17 protein-coding genes are annotated in these 17269 nt (G+C 66.0%); 11 read left to right on the forward strand and 6 right to left on the reverse strand.

All coding sequences use genetic code 11. The features are described from left to right. Window positions 1-72: 72 nt before the first annotated feature. Entirely contained in the window at window positions 73-543 is a 471-nt protein-coding gene (locus tag GY812_03750) for a hypothetical protein (GenBank protein MCP4434598.1), read from the reverse strand. A gap of 143 nt (window positions 544-686) precedes the next feature. Between GY812_03750 and GY812_03755 the strand changes: the two genes are divergently transcribed. The 3 genes from GY812_03755 to GY812_03765 are packed head-to-tail and all read left to right on the forward strand — an operon-like array spanning window position 687 to window position 3184. Beyond that, window positions 687-1793: a hypothetical protein gene (locus GY812_03755; protein ID MCP4434599.1), complete on the forward strand. Its 1107-nt coding sequence runs from the start codon at window positions 687-689 to the stop codon at window positions 1791-1793. A 55-nt stretch (window positions 1794-1848) separates the two neighbouring features. Continuing rightward, window positions 1849-2754: a hypothetical protein gene (locus GY812_03760; protein MCP4434600.1), complete on the forward strand. Its 906-nt coding sequence runs from the start codon at window positions 1849-1851 to the stop codon at window positions 2752-2754. Beyond that, on the forward strand, window positions 2723-3184 hold the full coding sequence (locus GY812_03765) for an N-6 DNA methylase (GenBank protein MCP4434601.1): 462 nt from the start codon (window positions 2723-2725) through the stop codon (window positions 3182-3184). Before GY812_03760 ends, GY812_03765 begins: the two co-directional genes overlap by 32 nt. 17 nt (window positions 3185-3201) lie before the next feature. On the opposite strand, the gene GY812_03770 is transcribed toward GY812_03765, so the two are convergent. Next, window positions 3202-4359 (reverse strand): family 43 glycosylhydrolase, encoded by a 1158-nt coding sequence (locus tag GY812_03770; protein MCP4434602.1) that lies wholly within the window; start codon window positions 4357-4359, stop codon window positions 3202-3204. Window positions 4360-4471: 112 nt separating this feature from the next. On the opposite strand from GY812_03770, the gene GY812_03775 reads away from it, so the two are divergent. From GY812_03775 to GY812_03795, 5 genes are all read left to right on the forward strand, one after another. Next, window positions 4472-4801, forward strand: a complete 330-nt coding sequence (locus tag GY812_03775) for a DUF503 domain-containing protein (GenBank protein ID MCP4434603.1) — start codon at window positions 4472-4474, stop codon at window positions 4799-4801. A gap of 280 nt (window positions 4802-5081) precedes the next feature. Further along, window positions 5082-5261, forward strand: a complete 180-nt coding sequence (locus tag GY812_03780; protein ID MCP4434604.1) for a hypothetical protein — start codon at window positions 5082-5084, stop codon at window positions 5259-5261. A gap of 28 nt (window positions 5262-5289) precedes the next feature. Further along, the gene (locus tag GY812_03785; GenBank protein MCP4434605.1) at window positions 5290-5679 is read left to right on the forward strand and encodes a PPOX class F420-dependent oxidoreductase; all 390 of its coding nucleotides are present in this window, start codon (window positions 5290-5292) and stop codon (window positions 5677-5679) included. A gap of 12 nt (window positions 5680-5691) precedes the next feature. Next, entirely contained in the window at window positions 5692-6351 is a 660-nt protein-coding gene (locus GY812_03790; protein MCP4434606.1) for an ABC transporter substrate-binding protein, read from the forward strand. Window positions 6352-6694: 343 nt separating this feature from the next. Continuing rightward, window positions 6695-8848, forward strand: a complete 2154-nt coding sequence (locus GY812_03795) for an acyl-CoA dehydrogenase (GenBank protein ID MCP4434607.1) — start codon at window positions 6695-6697, stop codon at window positions 8846-8848. 34 nt (window positions 8849-8882) lie between these two features. Here GY812_03795 and GY812_03800 read toward each other — a convergent pair whose 3' ends face one another. Further along, entirely contained in the window at window positions 8883-9899 is a 1017-nt protein-coding gene (locus GY812_03800; GenBank protein ID MCP4434608.1) for an alpha/beta hydrolase, read from the reverse strand. A 214-nt stretch (window positions 9900-10113) separates the two neighbouring features. On the opposite strand from GY812_03800, the gene GY812_03805 reads away from it, so the two are divergent. Together GY812_03805 and GY812_03810 are read left to right on the forward strand one after the other, a co-directional pair. Next, on the forward strand, window positions 10114-11130 hold the full coding sequence (locus tag GY812_03805; protein MCP4434609.1) for a class I SAM-dependent methyltransferase: 1017 nt from the start codon (window positions 10114-10116) through the stop codon (window positions 11128-11130). A gap of 221 nt (window positions 11131-11351) precedes the next feature. After that, window positions 11352-11489 (forward strand): hypothetical protein, encoded by a 138-nt coding sequence (locus tag GY812_03810; protein MCP4434610.1) that lies wholly within the window; start codon window positions 11352-11354, stop codon window positions 11487-11489. Between the two features lie 115 nt (window positions 11490-11604). On the opposite strand, the gene GY812_03815 is transcribed toward GY812_03810, so the two are convergent. Together GY812_03815 and GY812_03820 are read right to left on the reverse strand one after the other, a co-directional pair. Next, window positions 11605-13650 (reverse strand): YceI family protein, encoded by a 2046-nt coding sequence (locus tag GY812_03815; GenBank protein MCP4434611.1) that lies wholly within the window; start codon window positions 13648-13650, stop codon window positions 11605-11607. 151 nt (window positions 13651-13801) lie between these two features. After that, window positions 13802-14470 carry a nitroreductase family protein gene (locus tag GY812_03820; protein MCP4434612.1) on the reverse strand — a complete coding sequence of 223 codons (669 nt, stop codon included), beginning with the start codon at window positions 14468-14470 and terminating at the stop codon, window positions 13802-13804. 165 nt (window positions 14471-14635) lie between these two features. Between GY812_03820 and GY812_03825 the strand changes: the two genes are divergently transcribed. Next, window positions 14636-15295: a hypothetical protein gene (locus GY812_03825; GenBank protein ID MCP4434613.1), complete on the forward strand. Its 660-nt coding sequence runs from the start codon at window positions 14636-14638 to the stop codon at window positions 15293-15295. Here the strand turns inward: GY812_03825 and GY812_03830 are convergent, their stop codons facing one another. After that, a complete protein-coding gene (locus GY812_03830) occupies window positions 15296-17080 on the reverse strand; it encodes an NAD(P)/FAD-dependent oxidoreductase (protein MCP4434614.1) in 1785 nt (594 codons plus the stop codon). Window positions 17081-17269: the final 189 nt, after the last annotated feature.

Consider the following 17269-nt stretch of genomic DNA (forward strand, 5'->3'; position numbering starts at 1 on the left):
CTGGGCATCGGCGACAACGAGACATTCGACCTGGCCGGCATCATTGGCGCCGTGATCGGCTCGGTGCGCCCGTCAGGGTTGCTGGTCCGCCAGGTCGCTCAGCATCGGCTGCAGTGCATTGATGTAGTCCGCCAGCCGTGAGCCGATCTCCAGGTCCACGCCTTCCTCGCTCAGGTCTGGATCGAGCCAGGCCTCGCTGATTCGTCGCCACTTGGTCGAGTTGAAGAACTCACCCGCTTCGGCCTCGTCGCCGAGGGGCTTGCGCCACCGCGGTTCCCTCTCCATCAGGGCTTGGAGCAGCAACTCGTTGTCCTGTTCCTTGCGTGCCTCTCCATGCCACCCGATCTCGATGGCGATGCCCTTCTGGCCATCGATGTCGCGTCGTCCCATGACCTGGGCCTCGAAGTGCGGCGGCGGCGGCTTGTCGGCGTCGAACCAGACCTTGGTGCCGTACTTGTGCGAGCGGGAGTGGATGGTGCCGAGTCCGTCGTCGCACAGCGACCGAGCGACCTCGGCTACCAGGGCAAACAGGTCCGGCTCCATCCGGCGACGGTACCCGAGGCGGGCCATCGTTCCGCCGGGGATGATCGTTGTGTCGGCTACCACGCGTCATCACAGCGGCTCGTCGGCACGGATGACCCAGTCAGGTGCTTCTAAGCTCCACTTATGACCAAGCGGGTGCAGAGATGAAGGATGAGCAGCACTTCGTCCAGGACGCTTGCGAGATCCTTGCCGTGGCAGAACTCCAGCGTCTTGCCGAGAAGGCTGGGCTTGCTGCTACAAGGAATGCTTCGGAGAAGCTCCAGCACTTCGAGAACTACTCCGCCGAACGGAAGCTGACTGAGGAGTCGTTCAGCAAATGGCCCAAGTACCGGGGCAATCTGGACCGGCACCTCCCCGGGTTCTTTGAGGACCTCATCGGGGTCATCGGCGACACACCCATGGATTTCGTTGACGTCGAGCGTGACTTCCGCAACCTGAACCTGAAGGGCGACTTCGTGATCATGCGCGACCGCCACGACGACATCTCGGTATCGCTGAAGAACTACCAGGGGAGTGCCAAACGGCCCCAGTGCTCCAGCAGCACATTCAATGCCTTCCCCCTGAACTTCATCTTCGAGAGCGCCGGGGTCGGGATGTTCCTGGGTCCGGACGGGGTCCGGTTCAGAGGGTCCGCTCAGCGAAAGCGTGATGCGGCACTCCGTGCGACCGGGCACGAGGATGTCGTGCCTCTGATGGTGAAGCTCGACGAGCTCAACGCCGCCATCAAGGACCGCTTCGTGTATGACCCCGATTTCGAGTTCCTGGATGAGGACGAGTTCGACAAGGCCCGTAAGGAGGTGGGGGCGTCCGGCCAAGCCATCATCCTCGAAATCCTCCATCGATTGGACCCTGCCACCGTCAAGGACCGCCTGTTGGAGATGACGGGGCTCGATGGTCGAGAGGAGGTCCTCCTCCTGGACCCGTATCGGAGGTCGGACACCATCACCAACGAGGGGTTCTGCCAGCTGCGCTTCGGTGTGTCCGATCCGGCCAGCACGGTCGAGTTCGGCGCTCACGGTCAGTCGATCCGCTTCGAGTTCATCCTCGGAAGCAGGTCGCTGCTGACGGTCGACGTGCCGTTCACGATCAACAAGAACGGTGCATGGATCAGCGATGAATACGAGGGCACACGATTCCATGAGAAGGAGGGCTTGGAGTTGGCGACAGGTCAGCGACGCCCTATGAAGTCCAAGCAGTTGGCCACCTCCACCAATACCTATGTGGACTTCGACGCCGCAGGCATCTTCTGATCAGCGGTGGGTGATCTGTGACCAGCACGCCATACCTCATGAGAGATGGTGCTTCGTGAAGTTCGACCTCATCCTGACCAATCCGCCGTTCCAGAAACGGGGGACGAGGGGTCGCACGCCGCACAAGCTGTGGATCGAGTTCACCGAGCATTCCTTCGACACGCTGCTCGCGGACGGCGGGACTCTCTGCCAGGTCTCACCGAGCTCGTTCCAGAGTCCGAGCAACCGCATCCTCGACCTGATGAAGCGGCACGACACCCCGTGGCTGCACATCGACACCGCGCAGCATTTCGAAGGTGTTGGCTCGTCGTTCGCCGACTACGCGATCCGCAAGGTCGAGAACCCGCATCGCGGAACCGAGGTAATCGGCGATCACAAGACCTTCCGCGTCTCGCTCGATGAGAACGTTATGTATCTCCCCAACGACCTCAGCGACGTCTCGATGGAGATCCACCGCAAGGTCATCTTCGAGACCGTCGAGAAACTCGGCGTCGAGCGTGACTATGTGACGTGCCACAACATCAGGCTGAAGAGGGACGACACCCTGAGCAAGGAGAGGTCCGACAGGCACGTCCACCCCGTGCTTCACACCAACCGACAGATCTGGTGGTCCACTATCCGCCAGCACTGGGCGGACGAGCCGAAGGTCATGTGGAGCCGCAGTGGTTACACGCTGCCGTTCTTCGACGCCGGTGAACACGGCGGAACGGACATGGTGTATTTCGTGCGCGTGCCCGACGCCGATGCCGGCGAGGCACTGGCCTCCCACCTCAGGTCGAAGTTGTTCCGGTACATCTTCAGCACGGCCAGGTGGTCGGGATTCGGCAACGAGCGCGTCTTCGACGCCCTTCCGTCACTGCCACTCGCGTCGAAACTCGACGATGTGGAGCTGTTCGACCTGTTCGACCTGACGTCCGAGGAGGTGGCATATGTCGAGAGTCAAGTGGGAAGCGGTCGCTGAGCGTGTCGATGAGCACTCCTACATGCAGGGAGCTCAGCGCACCGCCGAACGAGTGGCTCTCACCGCGGAGATCTTCACCCCGACCGATCTCGTTATCGAGATGCTGCAACGCCTGCCGATTCAGCTGCTCAGGCCGGGCCAGACCGTGCTCGACCCGGCGTGCGGCGACGGGCAGTTCCTGGTGGCTGCCAAGTGGCTGAAGGTCATCCACTTCGGAGCCACCGAAGCGGACGCGCTGGGTGACCTCTACGGAATCGACATCATGCGCGACAACGTGGACCTCTGCCGGGCACGGCTCGGGGGCGCGACGATTGTCATGGGGGATGCGCTTCATCCCAGCGTGCGTCTCGACGGACAGACCCACGACGAGCACCAACTGATGAAGGCCCTGTTCGCGACCGAGGCCACCCAGACAGCGCTGTTCGACTGACGCTGCCGCGATCGGAGCTAGGGCTTCGCGTCGAGGGTGGAGGGGCTTCTCCTGATGGCCAGAGTCACCCCGACGGCCAACAGCACTGCCACAGCAGCTCCGGCGAACCACACCCAACTCCCCTTCTCGGCATCGGAGTCGCTCACGGATGCGTCATGGCGTTGCGGCAGGCCCGAGTCGTCGAACACGATTTCGTCGAGGAACAGCCGACGCGTCGAGTCCGCTGTGTCCACCTCACCCGGCAGCCAGCCGTGGTGGACCATGCGGAGGCCAGAGGAGTGGTTGAAGAACTGTTGGCCACCCGGGCCCACGGCATCTTCGGCAGAGGTCTGCCATGCCCGGTCGAGCGGCTTCTCGCACGGTCCAGTCTGCGACGAGCAGCGCGCGATGCCGATCGCATAGTCCCCGGTGTTCCAGTCGTTGCCCGAGTAGAAGAGCCACCAGTGGGAGCCGTCCTTGACCATCGAGGGAGCCTCGACGATTCCCTTCTCCCAGTCCTGGGTGTCCGAGATCAGCTTCGTGGCGTCACCGTCGGTCGAGAGTCCGTCGGCGGACAGGGGCTGCATGTAGATCGTCGTGGTGAGGTCACAGCAGTTGCCGTCGGCCTTCCACAGTAGGAATGGATTGCCGTCCTCGTCCAGGAACGGACTTGGGTCGATGGCCCCACCCTTGGCGAGCGGGCAGATCATCGGTGTTGTCGAGTTGTCGGTGAACGGTCCTGTGGGGCTGTCCGAGGTGGCCGCAGAGATGCACTGCCTGTCTGATCCGGGAGCCGGGGTGGAGTAGTAGAGCACGAAGGTGCCGTCGGGTCTGGCCCACGTGGCAGGCGCCCACTGGAAGCCCTTCTTCGTCCACGACGGGAGGTCCGGCATCGCGTCGCCCAGGTACTCGGCCTTCTCGCCGTCGCGGGAGATCCTGAGCACCGGGATGTTCGCGGATGCGGTGTTGGTCGCGTACACGTAGTTCCCGTCGGTTTCCTCCAGGAGGAACGGATCCGCGAACGCGCCGGGCACGATCGGTGCTCCACTGTCGATGGCCTTCTTAAGGTTCAGCTCGGTGACCTTGTCCGGTTTGTTGACGGTGCCGCCGAATCCCTCGGTGGGCTTGCGTTGGCCGGGATAGGCGCTGTCGTCGGCGACCGCCGGCGGAGCCAGCAGCAAACCGAGGCATAGCATCATGGCGAGGATGGCTGCGGTGAGCGGCCCCGGCCGCGCGCTCGAGTGGGAGTCAACTGAGGTGGCCCGGCCCGGTTGCACGCTGTGAGCGTACTTCCGGGCGGAGGGGCTGGTGGCTGCAGACATGTGGCAACGCCGGGTTCGGTACGGTTGGCAGATCCACGTGCTCGCGCTCGAGATCGACATCCGGATTCCGCTCGCGGCGTCGCTGAAGGACCGCCGCCAGGTCGTTCGTTCGCTACTCGACCGGGCGCGGTCGCGGTTAAACATCTCGGCTGCCGAGGTCGGCGCCCAGGAGTCACACCAGCGCGCGGTGCTCGGCTTCGCTGCGGTCTCGTCGTCCGCCGCCGAGGTCGAGGACGTGATGGATCGGGTGGAATCGCTCGTGTGGTCGTGCCCCGACCTCGAGGTCGTGTCGGCCGACCGGTCCTGGTTGGAGTGAGCGGTGGCAACGGAGGCCACCGATAGTCCCGAACTCTCACTCGACGAGTCCGGCGCTCGGATCGTGGTGGCGATGGCGGTGCTCGGGTCGGCCTCACCGCGGCTCGAGCCATCCCAACCGGTCGCCCTCGCTTGCGCCCGGCGAACTGCTCGCACCCACGCCCACTGATCGCAGCAGTCAACGGGAGAGCCAGCGAGGGGTTCTTCTATTGACCTGTTGCACGCTGAGTTGGTCCAACGGCAAGTCATCGACGTTCGATGCGTTGCTCGTGAGTCCTGGAGTGGGCAACCAGTTTGTGCTCGAGTTGGAGATCACGGCCGGCCTGTGGACCGGCGCCACCGCTTCCACCAACCTCGCCGCCGTTTCATCGGTGGGCGACTGTGTGAGCACTCCGGTGACCGAGGCCGACCTCCAGTCCACAGAACCGTGGGTGCTCCGGCCCGCAGGCGCAACGCTGTGAGTTCCGGCCACAGCTACTGTCGACGGTGATGAGCCTCGGCGAAGAGAAGTACATCAGCCTCACCACCTTCACCCGCGATGGGCGGCCCAAGCCCACGCCTGTGTGGATCGCCCGGCTCGGTGACGGTAAGTACGGCTTCACCACCGACGAGACCAGTTGGAAGGCGAAACGGATCCGCAACAGCGCCAAGGTGCTGGTGCAGCCGTCCAACATGCGCGGGGTGGCGAAGCCTGGCACGAAGCCGTTGGAGGCGACCGCTGAGGTCGTCACGGGAGCCGCCTACCAGGCCGTGAGCAGGAGCATCGCCGCGAAGTACGGATGGCAGTACTCGATGACCGGCATGCGCAAGAAGGTCCGGAAGCTGTTCGGCAAGGACGTGGCATCGGACTGCGGGATCGTCATCACGACCGGGGACTGAACCATGCGGGTCGTGAGCCTGGTGCCCTCGGTGACCGAGACGCTGCTCGACTGGGGGATCGAGCCCGTGGCCTGCACGCGGTTCTGCGAGCAGCCCGACCTCGTTCATGTGGGCGGCACCAAGGATCCTGACGTCGAGGCGATCGCAGCGCTCGGAGCCGATCTCGTGGTGCTCGATGCCGAGGAAAACCGCCGGGAGGACTACGACGCGCTGCTGGGCGCCGGGCTCGACGTGGTCGCCCTGCGAGTCCGTTCAGTTCAGGACGTTGGACACCAGTTGGAGCCCCTGGCCGCCCGTTTGGGGGTCCAGTGGGTCATGGGTGAGATTCCAGCGGGCGTGGCTACGTCGGCCTCGGCGTTCGTGCCGATATGGAAGCGGCCGTGGATGGCCCTCGGATCTCCCACCTACGGCACTTCGCTACTGGAACATATCGGGGTGGGCAACGTATTCGCAGACCATGAGGTGCCGTACCCCGAGACGACACTCGAAGCAGCGTCGGACCTCGGCCCCGATCTGGTGATCGCACCATCCGAGCCGTATCCGTTCGCCGAACGTCATCGCGCCGAGCTCGAGTCGGTCGCCCCGGCGGTGTTCGTCGATGGCAAGGACCTGGTCTGGTGGGGTTCGCGCACGGCGGGCGCCATCCGGCGACTGTCCGCACTGTCGGGCTGAACGGCAGAACTCAGCCAGGACCGTTTGCCTGCTTGCCGGGCTTTATGCCGCCGCGCCCGTTCGAGTGCGCCGGCGGTCCCTCGGGTTGGGTCCTCATCGACTGCCCCGGTGAACCTTGAGCAGTTTGGGATGCAACCGGATGTCGCGGCCCTGCCTCGGCCGGTCGGAGTACGGTTCCGGCGTCGGTCCGGTGGACGTGAACGAGATGCTGAACGGCCCCTGGAACGTGGGCCCAGCCAACTCACCCGTGTCCGCGGGTTTGAGCTCCGGCGTGCACTGGCCAAGAATGCGCGCAGAGACCGTGAGTCGCCGGGACGACGCGGATCCGACAACGGGGGACCACATGTCAATCGCAATCACCGATGACCACCGGATGCTGGCAGAGACTGCTTCTGACCTGCTGCGCTCGCGCGACGCCCGCGGAGCGGCGCGAGAGCTGCTGGAGGCGCCCGGGGAGACGCTGCCGGCGCTCTGGAAGGACGTCGCCGAACTCGGCTGGCTCGGCCTGCACATCCCCGAGGACTTCGGCGGTTCGGGCTTCGGGCTGGAGGAGCTCGTGGTCGTGACCGAGGAGATGGGCCGCGCCGTGGCGCCGGGCCCGTTCTCTCCGACTGTCATCGCCAGCGCGCTCGTCGACGCGGTCGGCGACGACGACACCCGCCGGAAGCTCCTGCCCGGCCTGGTCGACGGATCGACCTGTGCCGCCATTGCCGTGGACGCTGCGGTCACGGTCGATGGCGGCAAGGCCACCGGGTCGGCTGACGCGGTTCTCGGTGGCGGGCTGGCACAGCTGCTGGTGGTGCCCGCCGGCGACGACGCGCTGCTCGTCGAGGTCGGTGACGGGGTCAAGGTGACGGTGCCCGCGAACCTCGATCCCACCCGTCGCTCGGCGCGGGTGGAGCTGGACTCCGTGCCCACGACCGTGCTCGCCGGCGCCCGCCAGGTCTTCATCGACCTGGCCCGTACGGTCCTGTCGGCCGAAGCCGTCGGTGTGGCCCGCGAATGCACCGACCTCGCCGCGGAGTATGCCAAGGTGCGCGAGCAGTTCGGGCGCCCGATCGCCATGTTCCAGGCGGTCAAGCACCACCTCGCCAACATGGCTGTCGCCACCGAGCTCGCAACCGGAGCGGTCTGGGACGCGGCCCGTGCCGGCGCCGGCGGGGGAGCCCAGCTCACCTACGCAGGCGCAGTCGCAGCATCGCTGTCGGCTCCCGCGGCAGACCTGTGCGCCAACCTAAACACGCAGGTGCACGGCGGCATCGCGATGACCTGGGAGTCGGATGCACACCTGTACATGCGGCGTGCCGCAGCGCTGAAGCCCTACCTGCTGGCCAACGAGGCGGCAGCGCAGATCACCGACCTGGTGCGCGACGGTGTGGCCCGGCCAAAGGCCGTGGACCTCCCGCCCGAGGCCGAGGAGATCCGCACCGAGGTGCAGGAGTTCATCAAGCAGATTGAGGGGGCATCGGAGCAGGAGCGCCTCGATGCATTGCTCGAGACCGGCTACGTGATGCCGCACTGGCCCAGGCCGCATGGACGTGACGCCGGCGCCATCGAACAGCTCGTGATCGAAGAGGAGTTCAAGAAGGCTTCCGTGGAGCGTCCGAAGCTGGGCATCACCGCTTGGAACATCCTCACCATCATCCAGTACGGCGAGCCCGACCAGCTCGAACGGTGGGTCGACCCCGCGATGCGCGGTGAGGTGATCTGGTGCCAGCTCTTCAGCGAGCCCGACGCCGGCTCGGACGCCGCAGCGGTCAAGACCAAGGCGACCCGGGTGGATGGCGGTTGGCTGGTCAACGGCCAGAAGGTGTGGACCTCCGATGCGCACGAGGCAGGCATGGGGTTCGCCACGGTTCGTACCAACCCAGACCTTCCCAAGCACGAGGGCATCACCATGATGGCGATTGACATGCATGCGGACGGTGTGGAGGTGCGCCCTCTGAAGATGACCAACGCCATGTCGATGTTCAACGAGGTGTTCTTCTCCGACGTGTTCGTGCCCGACGACGACGTGGTCGGCCCGATCGACGGCGGATGGACGGTGGCCCGCGCCACACTCGGAAACGAGAGCGTCAGCATCGGCAGTGGCGACGCCGCCCTGCAGATGCCCGGCTCAGCATTCCTGCCCGTCTTCGACGCCCACCCCGAACGACTCTTCGGCGGCGCTGCCCGCCTCGGGCGGTACCTCGCTGAGGAGCAGGCCATGGGCCTGCTCAACCTGCGGGTCGCCCACCGTGCCGTCGAGGGTGCGGGCCCGGGCCCGGAGGGCGCGGTCACGAAACTGGTGCTCTCCGAGTTGGCGCATGAGGCAACTTCGATGCTCTCGGCGCTCGACGGCCCGGAGTTGCTCTACACCGACGGCGAGAACTTCATGACGGCCATGTTTGTGCTCATCCACCGTGCGATGTCGATCGCGGGTGGCACTTCGGAGATCAAGCGCAACCAGATCGGCGAGCGCATCCTCGGCCTGCCCCGGGACCCGCTGGTGAAGTAGGCCGGGCCCACGGCCAATCAACAACCGAACTGCTTCAGCAGATGGCCTCGCGGAGCGCGCTCAGCATCGACTCGCGGTACTCCTGCATGCTCGGGGCCTTTGCCGCGGCCTGGTCGGCGCCGTGGTACATGCCCTCGACCTCATGCAGCCTGCAGGGCACGCCGGCGGCGACCAGGCGCGCCGCATACGCCACGTCCTCTGCCTGGAACAGGTCGAGCTCGCCTACGCCGATCCAGGCCGATGGGAGGCCGCTGAGGTCATCCGCGCGTCCGGGGGCGGCATGGTGGCGGTCGTCGTCGGGTCTGGGTGGCCCGCCCATGTACGCGGACCAACCGAACTCGTTGGAGCCGGGGGTCCAGATGAACTCGCCGCGGCCTTCGTGGTCGTCTGCCAGCACCGTGCGGTCATCGAGCATCGGGTAGTTCAGCAGCTGGAAGCAGATCGGCGGGCCGCCTTCGTCACGCGCCCTGAGGCTGAGTCCCGCGGCGAGGCCTCCGCCTGCGCTGGCGCCACCGACGGCAATGCGCTGTGCATCAACGCCGAGTGCGCCAGCCGAGTCGTGCAGCCACCTCAGCGCGGCCATGCAGTCGTCCAGGGGGGCGGGATAGGGGTTCTCCGGTGCGAGCCGGTAGTCCACGCTCGCCACGAGGATGCCGAGTTCGTCGGCCAGACTGCTGCAGAAGCGGTCGTCCTGCGCGGTGGTCCCCATGACCATGCCGCCGCCATGGATCCACAGCAGGGCGCCGCTGGGCTGCTCGCGACCCGCTGGCTCGTAGGTGACGATGCGCACATCGGACGTTCCCTCGAGCCCGGGCGCGGTCTGTTCGGCGAGCTCGACGCCGGCAACCGGCGGCATGCCCCGGGCGAGCAGCCGGCGTCCCATGTTCAGCTGCCTCTCGCTGCGGAGCTCGAAACGCAAGTACAGCACTGGATTGCGCAGCTCGGCCGGGACTGCGGCGACGGCCGGCCTGCGCGCGGCGATCCGGCTTGCGACCATTACGGCGCCCGCCACCACAGCGGTGCCCAGTGCCACCCGGCAGGCGGTTCGCATCGACGATTTCGGCATCAGCACTCCTCTGGGGGCCGTTCGTGCCCGGGGACATCCTGCACCACGCAGGGAGCCTGCGGGTCCGCTCGCTTCGATCACAACCGAATGAACGTTCGTTCAGCCACCACAGTAAGGTAAGTGCAGCTGCCGGGATCCTCGCTGCGGGGTTCGTCCGGCGATGGCGCGCCGCACGTGGCGCCGAGACCAGGGGGACCTCTTGAAGCACAAGCCAACGACCGTGATGGACCGACTGGGCGCCCTGAAGGACCTGCTCACCGTCAGCGACGAGGACTTCGATCAGTACATGAGCTCCTATGAGGAGCTGTTCGTGGACTCACCGGAGAACACGAAGGCCGACTACGAGGCGGGTGTGCCCATCAAGGGCTACCCCCAGGGCAGCAGCAACGAACTGCAGGCGCTCTACAAGGTCATCCACTGGCTCTGCACGCTCGGTTCGGTCGAGAAGATGTACATGCCGCCGGAGATTGACTCCAACGAGTCGGTGCTGCAGAACCAGATCCTGTTCGAGCGGATCGTCGCGAAGGACCTGCAGCTGTCACCCGGTGACAAGGTGCTCGACCTCGGCTGCGGTTGCGGCGCGATCGCCGAGCACATCGCGGAGCTCACCGGTGCGACGCCCTACGGCTTCAACCTGGATGCGAGCCAGATCGAAAAGGCCCACAAGAACCCCAACCTCCCTGCGGCCAACTTCGTCGTCGGTGACTTCAACAAGGCGTTCGAATACGACGACGAGTCGTTCGATGCCGTCTATGCGATCCAGCCGATGACGTATGTGAGCGACCACGCCTACACGTTCTCCGAGGTCTTCCGGGTGCTCAAGCCCGGCGGGCGCTTCGTGATCAACGACGTCGCGGCGCTCGACGCGTATGACCGCGACGACGACCACAAGCGCGAGCTGATCCAGCACACCCGCGAGCTCACCGTGTTCGGCGGCTTCTGGTACTACGAGTACTGGGAGGATGCCTATCGCGACGCCGGATTCGAACTGGAGTCCTCGGTGGGTCGTCCGGCGGTGGAGATGATCAAGAAGGAAGTAGCCCTGTTCGACCGCTACGAGGCGGTTTTCAAGGCGCTTGCCAAGGTTCGGATCATCCCCCGCAAGACCGATGCACTGATGCAGCGACTCAACGAGAACAGCCACTCCTATATCAAGGCAGAAGAAGAGGAACTCCTCACCCTCAACTGGCACTGCGTCGGCACCAAGCCGAGTTGATGCCCATCTGAGCCACACCCGTCGGCGTTGGCCCGGCCTCAAGTCAGAGCGTCCCTTCTGCCGATGCAGGTTGAATTCTCCTACGGAGCCGAGAGCGACCCGGCGCCGTACCCGCTGCCCTGGGACTCCCCGGTCGAAGGTGGGCAAGAGGCAACGGCGGCCTGGACCGCCGGGTCCGGTGCGCGGTGGGACCTCCGCTCCAACGCCCTGCGACCATCTGGATGGACTTCCGCCCACGCCGCCGGCTTGCGATCCTGCCCCGGTTGGTCACCTACGAAGAGGTCGTGTCGGGCGACATCGACCACCCGATCAGGTTCAGGGTCCCGCGCACGCAGAAGGCCTATCTCTGGCCCGCCTGACACCATGCGTCGTCGTCCACCGACCTCACCCGTCCGCCGATGGGGGCATGGTTTCGCCTGAAGGCATCGATAATGGTGCACCCGGATTCTGGCCAGGTGCTCTGAGGCACCCGGGCTACTCGTCGGGCAGCACGCTGAGGGGCACGAAGCACATCTCGTCGAGCGTGCCGTCACTCCAGGTGACGTAGCGCGGCTCGCTGACTTTCATCAGAGCCCGGTCCCACTCACATGTGATCCGCACGGTGTCGCCACGTTCGATGCGGACCTCTTCGGCCGGCGAGTAGTCGAGTTGCCAGTCGAAGTTCCACTTCGGGATGTCCACCAGCACGACCTCGTCGGGTGTGTCGGGACGGATGGTCACCCGGAAGCTCGAGCCGATCTCGTGCATGTGTGGCAGCACCGTGTTGACCACTCCCGAGGTCGGGTACGTGTGGTCACACGTCGAGGAGAACTTCGTACCGTCGAGATCGTCGTAGTCGTCGACAGTGCCACCGCACATGCGCACGAAGATGTCCGGCAGCGCTCGGGCGAACGAGCCGTACTTCTGCTCGATGTCATCCAGGGCCCGGTTGCGGTCGCACAGCGGCCCGGTCTGGTCGGGCGTGCAGGGGCCTTCGGCAGGGTTGATGAAGGTGCGGTTGCGGATGGACTTCAGCGGGGTGCCGGCTTCCTCGAGCGCTGCTGCCTCCTCTGAGGAGATCGTCTCGAGCACGATGGCGGAGAGGTCCGGTGGCTCCTCGTGGTCGTAGTGGTAGTGGATCTGGTTGACGATGAACCAGCCGGGTGGCAGGTACTGGCCATAGCCATCCGCGTACTTCGTGGGCTGGCGTCCCGGTGTCCAGCCGCCCATGCCCCTGGCCGTCACCTCGCCGAGGGAGCCGACCTGACCGAAGCACGTGAACCCCGACCCCTCCTCGGCGGCGTCGAGCTCGTCGATAACCTCCCGGCTCTCCGGGGCCACCACCGAGATGATCGAGTGGTGCACGACCTCGTCGGCGTCCGGCTCGAAGTGGTAGCCGGTGATCCAGGTGCCGTCGCCTTCGGGGTCGGGCACCTCGGAGATCACACAGCGGTAGTCATCGGGCATGTCGCGCGAGCCGGTGTAGGGCTCCGCGGGTGTGGTCACGATGTCGCGCCTGATCTCGTCGCCTGGTGGGTCGACCGGCACCAGCTCGGTGTCGGCAGGCACGTCGAGGCCACCGCCGTCCTTCGCCCAGCGAAGCAGGATGTCCTTCTCCTGCTCGCTGATGGAGAAGTCGTGCTTCATCGGCACGCCCACATCTGATGCGGGCCATGGCGGCATGTAGCCGGATTCGACCACGAGCTGGATGTCGTCGGAGATCTCCGCCACATCTCCGGCGGTTGCGAACTCGATGGTGTGGCTGCCCGCGCGCCCCTCGCCGTGGCACGACGCACATCGGGCCTCGATCACCGGCTGGACCTCGGCGGCGAACTCGTCCTCGGGGATCTCGGCGCTACCGACGACCAGTAGTGCGCCTGCCGGAGGCGGCGTGTCCGGGTCGGTGCGGTCGGCGACCAGGTCGAAGGTCAGCTCCACCTCGTCGCTCGTGCGGACGAGGCCAGCCACGTTGATCGGTCCGACGCCGTGGTCCGACATGAGCACCGTGGCGGTGACAGTGGCGGTGAGCTGATCGTCGGTGACTGTGGCCTCGCCGACGAAGGTGGCGGGCGCCGTGACCTCGGCGACGGTCAGGTCACCTTCGATGGTGAGCTCGGCGGCGGTGTCGCCGTCAATGCCGCTCGGCAGGCCCGCAATGGAGGTCGCCTCGAACTCCGCCATCGGGAACTCGCTCGAGTTGAGGAAGTCGGTGCGGATGCGCTTGTCGCGCAGCGCGGAGTCGGACCGGAACTGCTCGATGTTGACCACGATCGTGCCGATCCGGCTGTTGGCCGGGTCCTCGGTGTTGACAGCAATGTCGCCTGCGACGGCTTGCGTGGTGCCCTCAGCAGTGCGCGACTGGCCGGCCAGCGTCTCCTCGACCGAGTAGGTCACCAAGGAGCGGTCGTCGCTTGCAATGCGGTAGAGGCGCTCGGCGGACTCGTCGACATCGTCCAGCGCCGGCGCGGCGGCACCGACGGTGTTGGGTGTGCCGTCCTCGAGCAGCCAGTCCCACTGGTCCTTCGTGGCCAGTGCAGCCACGACCAACACGACCGGGACCGCGACCAGAGCTACCCGCCAATACCGTTTCACTTCTGGAGAACTCCCCCGCTGTGAATACACCAAACGGTAGTTGGGCCCGATCCCGGTGCGCCATGACGGCAAGGAATCTCACAAAAATGGCCCAAACTGCTCACCAGCTGTCGTGGTGGACGATGCGGCTCATTTCGCGGCGCTGGCCGGGCCTGAAGTCCGTGCCGATCGTGTGGGCGACCGGGATCAGCACGCCCTGCATCACTGTGTCGGGGATGCCGAGCATCTCTGCCACCTCGGCCTCGTGCATCAGGTGCAAGGTGGTCCAGCAGGTGCCGAGGCCTCGTTCGCGTGCAGCCAGCATGAAGCTCCATGCCGCGGGTAGTAGCGACCCCCAAACGCTTGCCTGGATCAACACATTGCCGCCATCTGTACGTCCCTCGATGCACGGGATCACCATCACGGGTACGTCTCCCATGCGGTCGGCCAGGTACGAGGCGGAGTCGACGACCCGACGGGTGGTGGCCACGTAGTCGGGGTCGTCCTGGGGCAACCCGGCCTCGGCGGCTTCGCGGTCGCCGTAGAACAGCTCGAAGCCCTGCCTGTAGAGCTCGCCGATGCGCGCCTTCTTGGCATCGTCGGTCACCACGACGAAGTGCCATCCCTGGGCGTTGGAGCCAGTGGGGGCCTGTGCCGCGATTCCCAGGCACTCGTTCAGCAGCTCAGGTTCCACCGGACGGTCGAAGTCGAGGCGCTTTCGCACCGACCGTGTGGTGGTGAGCAACTCGTCGGCGCTCAAGCCGAGCTGGTTGGTCGGCGTGTCGTTCATGGGCGTCCCCCCGTTCGAGATTGGTGCGGCGCTGGCGCCGGTGTGCAGACCGTACCGGTGAATTGCAGTACACGGAGGGCACGCGGTGGTGTCCCCGATCGGCGATAGGTCAACGCGTAGCGTCGGGTCGACGCTGCCCGGCGTCCAGAACATGGAGGTCCAGCGGTGACCATCTCCAGGCGTGCCCTGTTCTTCTTCGCAGTGACCTTCTCGGTCTGCACCGGAGCTGCGATGTACATAGGTTTGCAGGTGGGGATGTCGGCGGCCCCGGCGCCGCTGCAGGCGCCCATCGCGACGGCCGAGCCGGTCGCGAAGCTCGACGCCGGAGTCGAGGAGTGCGAGCGCGTGCACCCTCTGTCCGTCGAGGAGACCGCAGTGCCCACGGCCACCGCGTTCGAGTCGGAGTCCAACGTCGAACAAGGCGACTTCGCCACGAACAGCGGCGTGATCGACGGCAGCCAGTTCAGCGACGGCGGATTCGGGGACATCGGCCAGCAGTGGTGGAACGTGAGCGTCACCGGAGACGTCATAACCGTGAACGCAGGGGACAACTCGCCGGTCGACATCGACACCACCGGCGGGCAGGCACCAGCCCAGGTCAACGCGGTGGGCACCACGGTCCCGGCCGCGGCCGCGCCGGCACAGGCGGATCCCCAACCCGCCACTCCCGTGGCTTCCGCCGAGCCGCCCCCGACTGAACCCACAGCTGTGACCAGCCCTCCTCCGCCCGCGCCCCCGGCCCAAGCAGCGCCTGACGGCGGTGCCACCGGTGCGGAGGCGTCATCCGGGCCGCCGACCGAATCGGCGGCGGCCTCTGGCGAGTAGTCAGTCGTCCCTGGCCGGCGAAACCCTTGCGCCGGGGAACCCATCGGCCTCGCGCCAGCTCTCGAGGAAGCCCGCGTACTCGAGCAGGCTGCCGATGTAGACGATGTTGCGGGCGGCCTTGGGGTCGTCGCCGTGTTCGCCGTTGTAGTAGCCGGGTGTGCACGACTCCGAGTAGTCGGCCACCCCGGAGCCGACCGTGTGCAGGAGTTCCAGCCATTCCTCCTCGGCCTCGGGCTCGGCCTCGATGGTGTCGATCCCCTCCCTTTCGCACGTGTCGATCAGCCAGGCCACGTGCATGGCCGACTTCGACAGGAAGTGCAGGAAGTTGGTGCCGAAACCCGCCTGTACGAGGCTGATCATCATCAGGTTGGGGAACTCCGCCGACAGGATGCCGTGCAGGGTGTGTGCGCCGTCGTGCCAGCGCTCGCTCATGGAGATGCCACCGCGGCCGACCGGGTCGAAGCCGAGGCGCTGGTCGAGGTCGGTGGTCACCTCGAAACCCGAGGCGAACACCAGCAGGTCGAGCGGGTACTCCTTGTCGTCGACCACGACGCCGCGGGCGTTGACTTGCTGCACCCCGAGCCCGTCTGTGTCGACCAGGTGCACGTTGGGCCGGTTGAACGCCTGCAGGTATTCGTCGTGAAAACACACCCGTTTGCAGTGCTTGCCGTACCAGGGCTTGAGGTTCTCTGCTGTTTCGGGGTCATCGACGACGTCGTCGACGCGGCGGCGAATCTCGTCCATCGTCTCGAAGTCGGACTGCTCCATGCGGGCCGCTTCCTCGGGCGTGTCCGCCTCGAACTGGGTGTTCTCCCACATGACCCGCGTCCAGCCGTCGGCAACGAGGTCGCGCTCGGGCTTCTCGCCGGTGACCGCCTCGGTGAAGTTGCGGAGGCGGTCCTCCTGCCAGCCCGGCTCCAGTGAACGGAACCACTCCTCGTCGGTGGGGCCGTTGTCGCGTACGCCCACAGCCGACGGCGTTCGCTGGAACACGTAGAGCTCCTGTGCGGCCTCGGCCAGTCTCGGCACTGCCTGCACCGCGGTGGCACCCGTGCCGATGATTCCGACCCGCTTGTCTGCAAGCTTGTCCATCGGCTCGTTCGGTCCACCGCCGGTGAAGCCGTAGTCCCAGCGGCTGGTGTGAAATGCCCGACCGTCGAACTCGGTGATGCCCGGAATGCCGGGGAGCTTGGCCTTGTGCAGGATTCCGCCTGCCGTGACCAGGAACCTGGCGCTCAGCTGGTCCCCCCGGTTCGTGTGCACCCGCCAGCGGATCTCCGATTCGTCCCACGTGGCGGTGTCTATCTCGGTCTGGAACAGGGCGTGCGGGTACAGCTCGAAGTGGCGGCCGAGCTGCTGGCAGTAGGCGAATATCTCGGGCGCCGAGGCATACCGCTCGGTCGGCATGTAGCCGGTTTCCTCGAGCAGCGGTAGGTAGGTGTAGGACTCCACGTCGCACATGCAGCCCGGGTAGCGATTCCAGTACCAGGTGCCACCGAAGTCACCTGCCTTGTCGACGATCCGGAAGTCGGTGTAGCCCGCCTTGGTCAGGTTGATGGCGGTGAGCATGCCGGCGAACCCGCCACCCACGATCACGACGCCGGTCTGCTCCGTGAGTGCCTCGCGCTCGAGTCCCGCTTCGGCATAGGGGTCGCGGTCGAAGTCAGCGAAGTCGCCGTCCAGCTGGCTGTACTGGGTATTGCCGTCAGCACGCAGGCGCTTGTCGCGCTCTCGCTGGTAGCGCTGCCGCGCCTGTTCGATGGTGTTCTGATCGCTGTCGGCCATGGTGCTGTGTGTTCGCCCTCGTCTCGGCAACGCCTCGCTCCCGGTCGCACAGTCTCGCATCCCGGCCAGGGTCCGGCCGCAAGATGGCGGTGGGCGCTTGACAGTAGGGTCGGCATGCACCGACGAGCCGGGAGGCGCCATGCCAGCCGCTGACGAGACTGCCACCGAGAGCGATCCGATCCACCACTG

Source organism: Actinomycetes bacterium, from assembly GCA_024222295.1.
Classification (GTDB): Bacteria; Actinomycetota; Acidimicrobiia; order Acidimicrobiales; family Microtrichaceae; genus JAAEPF01.